General features: G+C 67.5%; 4 protein-coding genes. 2 read left to right on the plus strand and 2 right to left on the minus strand.

Annotation, left to right across the window (positions count from 1 at the left end; genetic code table 11):
* Window positions 1-559: 559 nt before the first annotated feature.
* Both VGK78_RS10850 and VGK78_RS10855 read left to right on the plus strand, forming a co-directional pair.
* Window positions 560-3,118, plus strand: a complete 2,559-nt coding sequence (locus tag VGK78_RS10850; protein ID WP_331527645.1) for a glycosyltransferase — start codon at window positions 560-562, stop codon at window positions 3,116-3,118.
* Between the two features lie 36 nt (window positions 3,119-3,154).
* On the plus strand, window positions 3,155-3,862 hold the full coding sequence (locus VGK78_RS10855; protein ID WP_331527646.1) for a sulfotransferase family protein: 708 nt from the start codon (window positions 3,155-3,157) through the stop codon (window positions 3,860-3,862).
* Between the two features lie 26 nt (window positions 3,863-3,888).
* On the opposite strand, the gene VGK78_RS10860 is transcribed toward VGK78_RS10855, so the two are convergent.
* Window positions 3,889-6,672 carry a glycosyltransferase gene (locus tag VGK78_RS10860; protein ID WP_331527647.1) on the minus strand — a complete coding sequence of 928 codons (2,784 nt, stop codon included), beginning with the start codon at window positions 6,670-6,672 and terminating at the stop codon, window positions 3,889-3,891.
* A gap of 2 nt (window positions 6,673-6,674) precedes the next feature.
* Complete coding sequence (locus tag VGK78_RS10865) at window positions 6,675-7,763, minus strand: hypothetical protein (protein ID WP_331527648.1); 1,089 nt, start codon at window positions 7,761-7,763, stop codon at window positions 6,675-6,677.
* Window positions 7,764-8,038 lie beyond the last annotated feature (275 nt).

Below are 8,038 nucleotides of genomic sequence, written 5' to 3' on the forward strand. Positions count from 1 at the left end.
CCACCAGTGTCCAGGTCTTCGACCCCGCCCGGCTCGACCACTACCTGGAGGTCCTCGAGCTGCCCGAGGAACAGCACGCCCCCCTGCGCGCCCTCATCGACCGCGAAGCCACGACAGCCTGAACCACCCCCACCCGACCGAGCTGTGAGGGGCAGAGGTCGTCGTGGGTCCGAGCCGCCGTCGTCGAGGACCGGCCTTTGGAGGAGACAGGCAGTCGGCGCTTTGTGCGCTGCCGATAGGCTCCCGCGAAGCTGGTGACGAGGAGGTGCCGGAGCGGATGTCGTCACGTGACCTCACGGGCGTGCGGCCACGCGCCGCCGGTCTGGCGCGCCGCACGCCGGGCGTCCGAGAGGTTCTCCGACTCCGGGACGAGAATCGGCGCCTGTCGGAATCCGAGCGACGGGTTCGCGCCGAGCTGAGGGCGGCCAGAGCGGACCTGCGCGCCACCCGCGCGAATCTGCGCAAAGCACGTGGGCGCGCCTCCGCTGCCGGGAGTCGGGCGAAGACGCTGGCGCAGCAGCTCGACGACAGGAGTGCCAGCCTGGCTGATGCTCGTCGCGTGCTCCGGGAGGTTCGGGCGGAGCGCAACACGGCGCGACGCGTTCTGGCTCGGCTGTCCCGCGCCGTGACGGGGTCCGATCAGGGGATCTCCGGCGCATACGCGATCGACGCCACCACCCTGCGGGCGCAAGTGACCGCCGCGTCTTTCGTGGAGGCCCTGATGCGAGGCGAGGACCTGGCACCCGCACTGGTTGACTACGCCCACGATCTCGTCGATCTTCCTGCGTATCCCCATCGGTACAAGCTTCCGGCACTGCTGCGCTCGCTCGAGGGTTTCGAGGCGCTCAAGCCGGCGGTGCACGCGGCACTGGTCGTGCACGGCCACTACCTCGGTCACGACTCGTTCGCCCGTGAGCATCTGGCCCTGTGCGGGGACGACGCTGCGGCCCTGATACCGGTCGAGTACGCCAGGATCCGCATCGCGGACGACCACACAGCAGCGGCCGACGTGCTCGACCGCATCGTCCGGTCGGCGTCCCCGACGCCCGATCAATGGCTCGACATCCTCGCGGTCATCGCTGCCGTCGGGGATCGGGACACGTTGTCCCGGGCTGTCGACACGGCAGCCGGGAGGGTCGGGTGGGACGAGGACGGCCGGCGAGCACTGGCCCGCTTCGCCGACTACGCCGGAGCTCGCCAGATCGCGCCTGCCGCTGACGTGGTGATCGCCGTGATGGGCTACGGTCGTCCCGACCTGCGCTCGAGCTCGTCGGATCTCGACGACTACATCCAGACATTGGCCGCCCTGAGCCACGTGCTCCGCCGATCGGACGCGCGGTTGGTCGGCGACGCCTCGCTGGTGGAGACCGCAACCGAGCTCCGGGCACGGATCCGCTCCGACCTGATGATCCACGGTGACGACACGTCCGTCGGACTGGTCGAGTTCAGCCGAGACGACTCCCACCTGGACGACATCCCGCCGGGCACGTGGGCCCTTGCGTTCGGGCGACATCTCGACGTCGATGCTCTGGGTCGGCCCGGGCTGCCCTACCACCCGAACCTCCTGCCCATCTTCGTGTCCTTCCACTGCGAGCGGCGAGACCTGCTCTCCGAGGAGGCGATCCACTACCTTCGCCGCTACGCACCGATCGGCTGCCGCGACTGGTACACGGTGGATCTCTTGACCTACCTGGACGTACCGGCCTTCTTCTCCGGGTGTGTGACGTCGACGCTCGACGCCTACTTCGAGGGTTCTCCGCCGAACAACGATCTGCCAGAGGGCTTCGTGGATGCCCGCCCGCCCGAAGGCAGCGACGAGCTGACGCACGTCCAGGACGACCTGCGGAACCGTTCTCTCGGAGACAACCTCCGGACGGCTCTGGCGACGCTCGACGCCTATCGGACCGAGTACGGGTCGCTGACCACGGGCCGCCTGCACTGCCACCTGGCGGCCACAGCGATGGCGGTCCCCACGACGTTCGTTCCAGCACTCCCGTACGACGTCGGGTTCGAGGGCCTCACCGGGCCGTCAGCGGACCTGGAGGCCATGCGGACGCGAATCCGTGACGTCATCCTCGAGCCGGTGCTTGCGGCCGTGCTGTCCGGCACCCGCGAGGACGATGTGTACGCGCTCTGGCGTTCCATCACAGAGCCGTTCGTCGCGGCCGACGTCGCAGCGCGCGCCTCTGCCTACGAGCTTCCCCGGACCTCCCTCGACGATCACGACGCCGTCATTGCGATTCGACGCGAAGCCTGGACCCGCCAGACTCCGCAGGACGACGACCGGGTCATCGACGTGTGCGTCGGACTCGATCGCAACTACCTGACGCAGCTCTACACGGTGCTGGACACCTGTCTGGCGGGCACCGAACGCCCGATCAGGCTGCACGCGCTGGTCCGTGGGTTCGAGACTGCCGACTATGAACGGTTCGCGAGTGCGTTCCCCGAGGTGGACGTCACGTTCCTGCCCTGCGCGGTGGTTGACTTCGGCGACGTGCCGACGAGGGCGGAGCGCATCACGGAGTCGACCATGGACCGATTACTCCTACCGGACCTGCTCGACGACGTGGACAAGGTTCTCTATCTCGACCTCGACCTGCTGCCGTTCGGCGACATCGGCGAGCTCTACGACACGGAACTCGGTGATGCCCCGCTGGCCGCGCGCGAGAACGACAAGATGAACGCGATGGGTGGGGTGGTCAGCTATCTGGAGGTGGCCAGGGATCAGCTCTCCGACAGCGAGGACGCCTGGCGGATGCTGAACCTGGTGCACCGCAGGCTCGGAGCCGGAGACTACGGGTTCAACGCCGGCGTTCTGGTGATGGATCTCGCGCGGATGCGCCAGGACGACTTCCTCCGACGCTGCGCAGGCTTCATCGAACACTTCGGACTGAACGGCCAGTACGCGCTCAACGTGTACGCATCCGGGTCGTTCCTCCCGCTGTCCCCGCGCTGGAACTTCTGGGCACACCGAGATGCGAGCGAACAGCCGCCGGCGATCGTGCATTGGATCGGCCCGTTCAAGCCCTGGGACGACGTCCAGGTCGGCCACCAGCTCGACTGGCGCGCCGCCGTCGCGACGATGTTGGAGCGCCGTGGTGAGCCGGACCCGCAGTAGGACCTGGAGACCCGGATCGGGTTAGGGTCAGCGATCATGACGCAGACCCAGCCGCGTGTCACCCGCGAGGCACTTCGTGACTTCTTCCCGGGGCGTCAGCGGGGCAGGTTCGTGCTCCTGCCGGAGCACAACGTCGTCTTCGTGAAGAACGCCAAGGCGGCGGCGTCGACGATCACCCTGTGGCTGCACCGCATCTACACGGGGAACTACACCCAGAAACCGATCCGCAACATCCACGCCAACTACGCGATGCCGCACTCGCGGGAGCTCGGCTGGGGCAGGGTGGCCCGGATGCTCGACGGTGAGGCGTTCCGGTTCGGTTTCGTCCGGGAGCCGATGCGCCGGCTGGAGTCCGCCTACCTGGACAAGATCGAGAGAACGACGGACGAGCGCTGGCGAGACGAGATACGCCGCGTGCTCGAGCTTCCCCCTGACTCCCCCGTGGGCCTCGACCAGTTCGTGGATGCGCTGGAGGCGCAGGACGAACGCGGAATGGATCCGCACTGGCGACCCCAGCACCTGAACCTGATGCATCCGCTGGTCGAGCTCGACTTCGTCGGCCGCCTCGAGAACTTCGACGCCGACCTGACGCGGCTGCGTGAGCTGGCGGGGCTGCCAGATGCCCCGGTCACGGTCCGGAACGTCACGAAGCGGCCGAGCGGCGGCGTGCTCGACGGGCATCCCGGACTGCAACGGCGTGTTCGACAGGTCTACGCAAAAGATTTCGAGCTCTACGGCTACTGAGACCCCCGCAGGGCCTCCGGGATGCGTCAGCGACGGATGGCTCGCCCGACGCGCGCGCGGACGCGGGACATCACCGGCGGACGGGGTTGCGGCTGGGCGACCCACTGTCCGGCGCCGGCGTCGTACCGCAGTTCCTGGCTCGCTCCCGCCACCGGGACCGGACTACCGGCCAGTGGAATGTTCGTGCGGGCGACCCGGACCGAGACCTCGCCGTCGCCGTGCCCGTAGCCCAGGCGGGCCAGGTTCGCCATGCGGAACCTGAACCCGATCGGGCGACGCGTGCCGTCGTTGTCGCGACCGAGATCCGGACGCAGGAGGTCGGGAGGCCGTTGCGCGGCGAGCTCTCCGTCGTAGCACATGGAGACGGCGTCGCTCGCTCCGCGACCTCGCCCGTCGTACCACCCGATGAGCCAACCGTCGGACACACGCTCCAGTCGCCCGGTCACGCCCAGGTCGTCGAGGAGGTCCGGCCTTGAGGCGGGGCCGGCAGCGATCAGGTCCACTTGGCCGACTGGTCGCGCGAACGTGCTGGGGTCGGCGTCGGGGCGGGCCAGGACGAGCTCGGCGTATTGCGCGACTCCGCCACCGGCTGCCAGGGCTTCCACCAGATCGAGCGGTAGCTTCCGCACGCCGACGCCCACGCGCTCGACCAAGTCTGCTTGGGGGCGTCCGAGTACCTCGAACCCGGACTCTGCGAGGGTCTTTCCGCCGGTTCTGAGCAGGAGCCTGAGTCCTCGCTCCTCGGCTAGCTCGACAAGTGGTGGGGACACCCGGACGTACAGCCCGTCGTCGGAGACGTCGATCAGCTCGAAATCTGCGATCGGAGGTGCTTTGGCAGCCGGGCGGGACGTGAGTACGTCGGTCCAGCGAGCAGCGTCCCAACGGCGACTGGGTGGCGACACCGGTATGGAGAAGTAGAAGCCGCAGGTGACGCCCAGGCGCTCCTCGGCCTCGAGCACCAGCCGCCGGTAGAGCCCGTTGTAGAACTCGTCGTCGACGTCCTCCCATGGCTTGACCTTTCCCGAGAAGTGGACGAGCACGGCGTCCGCGGCCTCGTACTTCAGCCTGGGGAGCTCGCCGTCCACGCAGCGGTCCGACACGTAGAACTGGGTCATGTAGTTGTATGTGGAGGGCAATCGGTACTTGCGGCCGGCGAATGCCATGTTGATCGCGTCCTGATCACGCTGTTTGAGGGCCCGGCCTTGGAGGACGACAAGACTTCGAGCGCGGAGGGCGAGCCCTCGGAAGTCGGGGTTGTCCAGGTCGAAGATCAGCACGCCGCCGTTGAGGTACTCCAATGGGTTGCCGGCCGTGATCCCCATCAGCCGGTTTCTCTGTTGGATCGGGACGGACGCAGGGTTGGTCGAGAGTCGCAAGGAGGCGCTGTCGGGAGCACCGGCGAGACACGCGCCGTGGAGGTCGAGCGCGAAGAGTTCGCTGAACTCGCGCGTCGGAAGGATGTCGCCGTCGAGATAGATGGTGCGTTGCTCGGGCAGGTAGTCGATGAGATAGATGCGGCCGTACGTCGCCCGCTTGACATCGCGAGTGCCGATGTCCCGGTCCAGGTCGGCGGTGATGTCGTACACCAGCACCTCGACGTCGAAACGGGTGTACTCGAGGGACTTCAGGTGAACCACGTCGGCGTCGTCGAGCCGGTCGCCCAGGACGACGAACCGAACGGTGCCACGCTCGCCCATGTGTGAAAGGACAGTTGCCATGGTCGCGAAGGTGGGTCGGACGAACCGCTGGTCGCAGACCATGGCGAACTGGAAGTCGACCCGGGAATGCACCTGGGGGAGCCGGATCAGCTCGCCGCCGCTTCCCGCGCCGTCCCCCGAGACGTGGAGCGGCTCCGACATGAGTCGGCCCAGATCGATCTGCTCGAGCAAGCTGTGGCCGGCGAGCACCTGCTGCGCCTCGCTGCTGAGAGTGAAGAACTCCTCGAAGAACCTGCGCTGCTCGGCGGCTGACCGTCGCAGCTCGTGAGCGAACAGCTGCTGTTGCGCTTGACGCTGTGCCGCCAGTCCGATCGCCGTGGTCGTGCCAACGAGGCGGGCCGTCCACTTGGCGTTCCAGGTCGAGACGTCACCACAGTCGAAGTGAAGGAGCCTCGCCTGGGATCGCGGTAGGGTGACGACTCGCTCGGCGACGACCCCGTCCACAGGTTGGTGGACGGTGATGGCGCCTTCGGCGACCGGTAGCCGATAGATGGTCTTCCCTCCCTCGTGCCCCAGGAAGCCTCGACGTAGGAACTGAGCACGCCATCCGAAGGCGCGCGCCAGGTCGAGGGGGTGTTCGCGGGTGGGACTCAGAGCGAGCGTCGCTGCGAACGGATCCGGCTCGATGCGTCCGGGCGAGTACCACATCTCGCTCACGGGAAGTGTGATGGCCGACGCCTCGGGCGATCGACTTCCGAGGTCGGCGAAGGGCTCGACGAGCCAGATCAGCTCGTCGACGTCCACGAAGGCCAGATGCTGGTAGCCGTCAGCGGCCGCCTGCCGGGCCATCCAGCGGAAACCGTCGACCTGCTTGCGCTCGACGTTCTGGCTCGATCGTGGGTAGAACTCGTCCCACGTTGCTTGGTCGACCGGTGCCCAATGGATCCTCGGGTCGTCCGGCAACGACGACACCAGGTCGGTCGGCGGGCAGTCGAGGATGACGTAGAGCCGTTCTGCACCGACCGTCAGGTGGAAGTTGCACCACTGGAGAAGCTGGGCGACCGGCCCCCGGAACATCGTGTAGATCGCCAGCCCGGACAACGCTGCCGGCGGACTCAGGTGAGGTACGACGCGATCCTGGGTTTCCGTCATGGTCACTCGGAGACTCGCGACGGCTGAAGGCGGGCCGTCTCACACAGCTCGATGACCCGATCGATGTACTCGATGAGCGCTGCGCTTTCGGTAGGCGCCTTCTCGACCGCCGGGGTCTTGCGGCCGAAACGAAATGCCGGAGCTGCAGCGCGGAACCACTCGGCCTCGATGCGCTCGTTGATCGGCGCGCAGAGTGCCTGGACCCCCGCCCGCATCTCAGGTGTCATGAGCTCGATGTCTCCTCGTGGAGCGATCGCGTAGATCGCCAACGCCGTCCGAATCCGGGTGTCGCGGTCCTCCAGCCGGTAGGAGTTGAGGATTCGCAGTCCCACCGTGTCTATCGCCCGCACGCTGGTGTACCCGGGCACCGCGATCTGTGTCGCGCTGTCGAGCAAAGGGCCGGTCACACCCACGATCTCGAGGACGCGACGGCAGATCGCTTCGCCACCGCCGAGGTCGTCGTAGGACAGGACATGGAAGTTCTCGGGTCCGACGAGCTGTCGCCACGGCTCGAACCGGGCATGGAAGTCCAGGAGCGTGGGACCGTCTTCCTTCAAGAAGGCGTCGAAGGCGCGGGTCTCGAAGTTGCCGTACTGGTCGACCTGCTGCTTGTAATAGCTCTCGAGCCAGTCGTCCTGACGTCGCACCACGAGGATGACCTCGATGCTCCCGAAGGCCTGGAAGGCCTGGAGGTGCTGCTCGGGAGTGGCGTCCACACCCGGGTGCGTGAAGTTCTCCGAGGAGACCAGGACGGTGCGGGCGCTCTCCGGCAGCTCGTGGACCAGGTCCCAGACCAACCGGCGCTGACGGTCCCCGGGCCTGGTGAACAGGATGTGGCCGGACTGGGCGCCCTCTCGGGTCTTCACCATCTCAGCGAGGGAGGTACCGGCCGACGGGTAGAGCACGCCCTCCTGCAGGAGGTCGTAGCGCCGAGTACTGAGGACGTTCTGGAGGAACGTGGTTGCGGTCTTGTGCAGGCCGATGTGGAGGACCAGCCTCCGGTCCCGCGCGTGCTTGGTGGGATCGACCCCACCCCGGCGTCCCCTCCGTGCCGGCCGCACCGGCGCCGAGCCGCCACTCGCGTTCGTCATCTCTGGTTCCTCTTCGTTCTTCTTCTGGGCACCCTAGTGGCGACAGCCTGTCGCCCCCGAAACAGCCGCAGGTCAACACGCAGCAGCGATGTGGTCCCACCTCGTCCGCCGACCAGGTGGCTTCTGGTGGTCCTCACCACCTCCCAGTACCGGATGCGAGGCCCCACGATAACGGTGGGGTGGGGGTGGGGTGGGATCGGCCCGCGGTGTGTGGGGGTTGGTGGTGTGGGTGGTCGTGAGAGGATTCCGGGCGTGGTCCGGGGGTCTGGTGGTGG

This window comes from Nocardioides sp. (genome assembly GCF_036503465.1).
Classification (GTDB): Bacteria; Actinomycetota; Actinomycetes; order Propionibacteriales; family Nocardioidaceae; genus Nocardioides.

Excerpts from the sequence above, each read along its gene's own strand:
- VGK78_RS10865 (WP_331527648.1), bottom strand. The coding sequence starts at position 7,763 with ATGACGAACGCGAGTGGCGGCTCGGCGCCGGTGCGGCCGGCACGGAGG.
- VGK78_RS10860 (WP_331527647.1), bottom strand. The coding sequence starts at position 6,672 with ATGACGGAAACCCAGGATCGCGTCGTACCTCACCTGAGTCCGCCGGCA.
- VGK78_RS10855 (WP_331527646.1), top strand. The coding sequence starts at position 3,155 with ATGACGCAGACCCAGCCGCGTGTCACCCGCGAGGCACTTCGTGACTTC.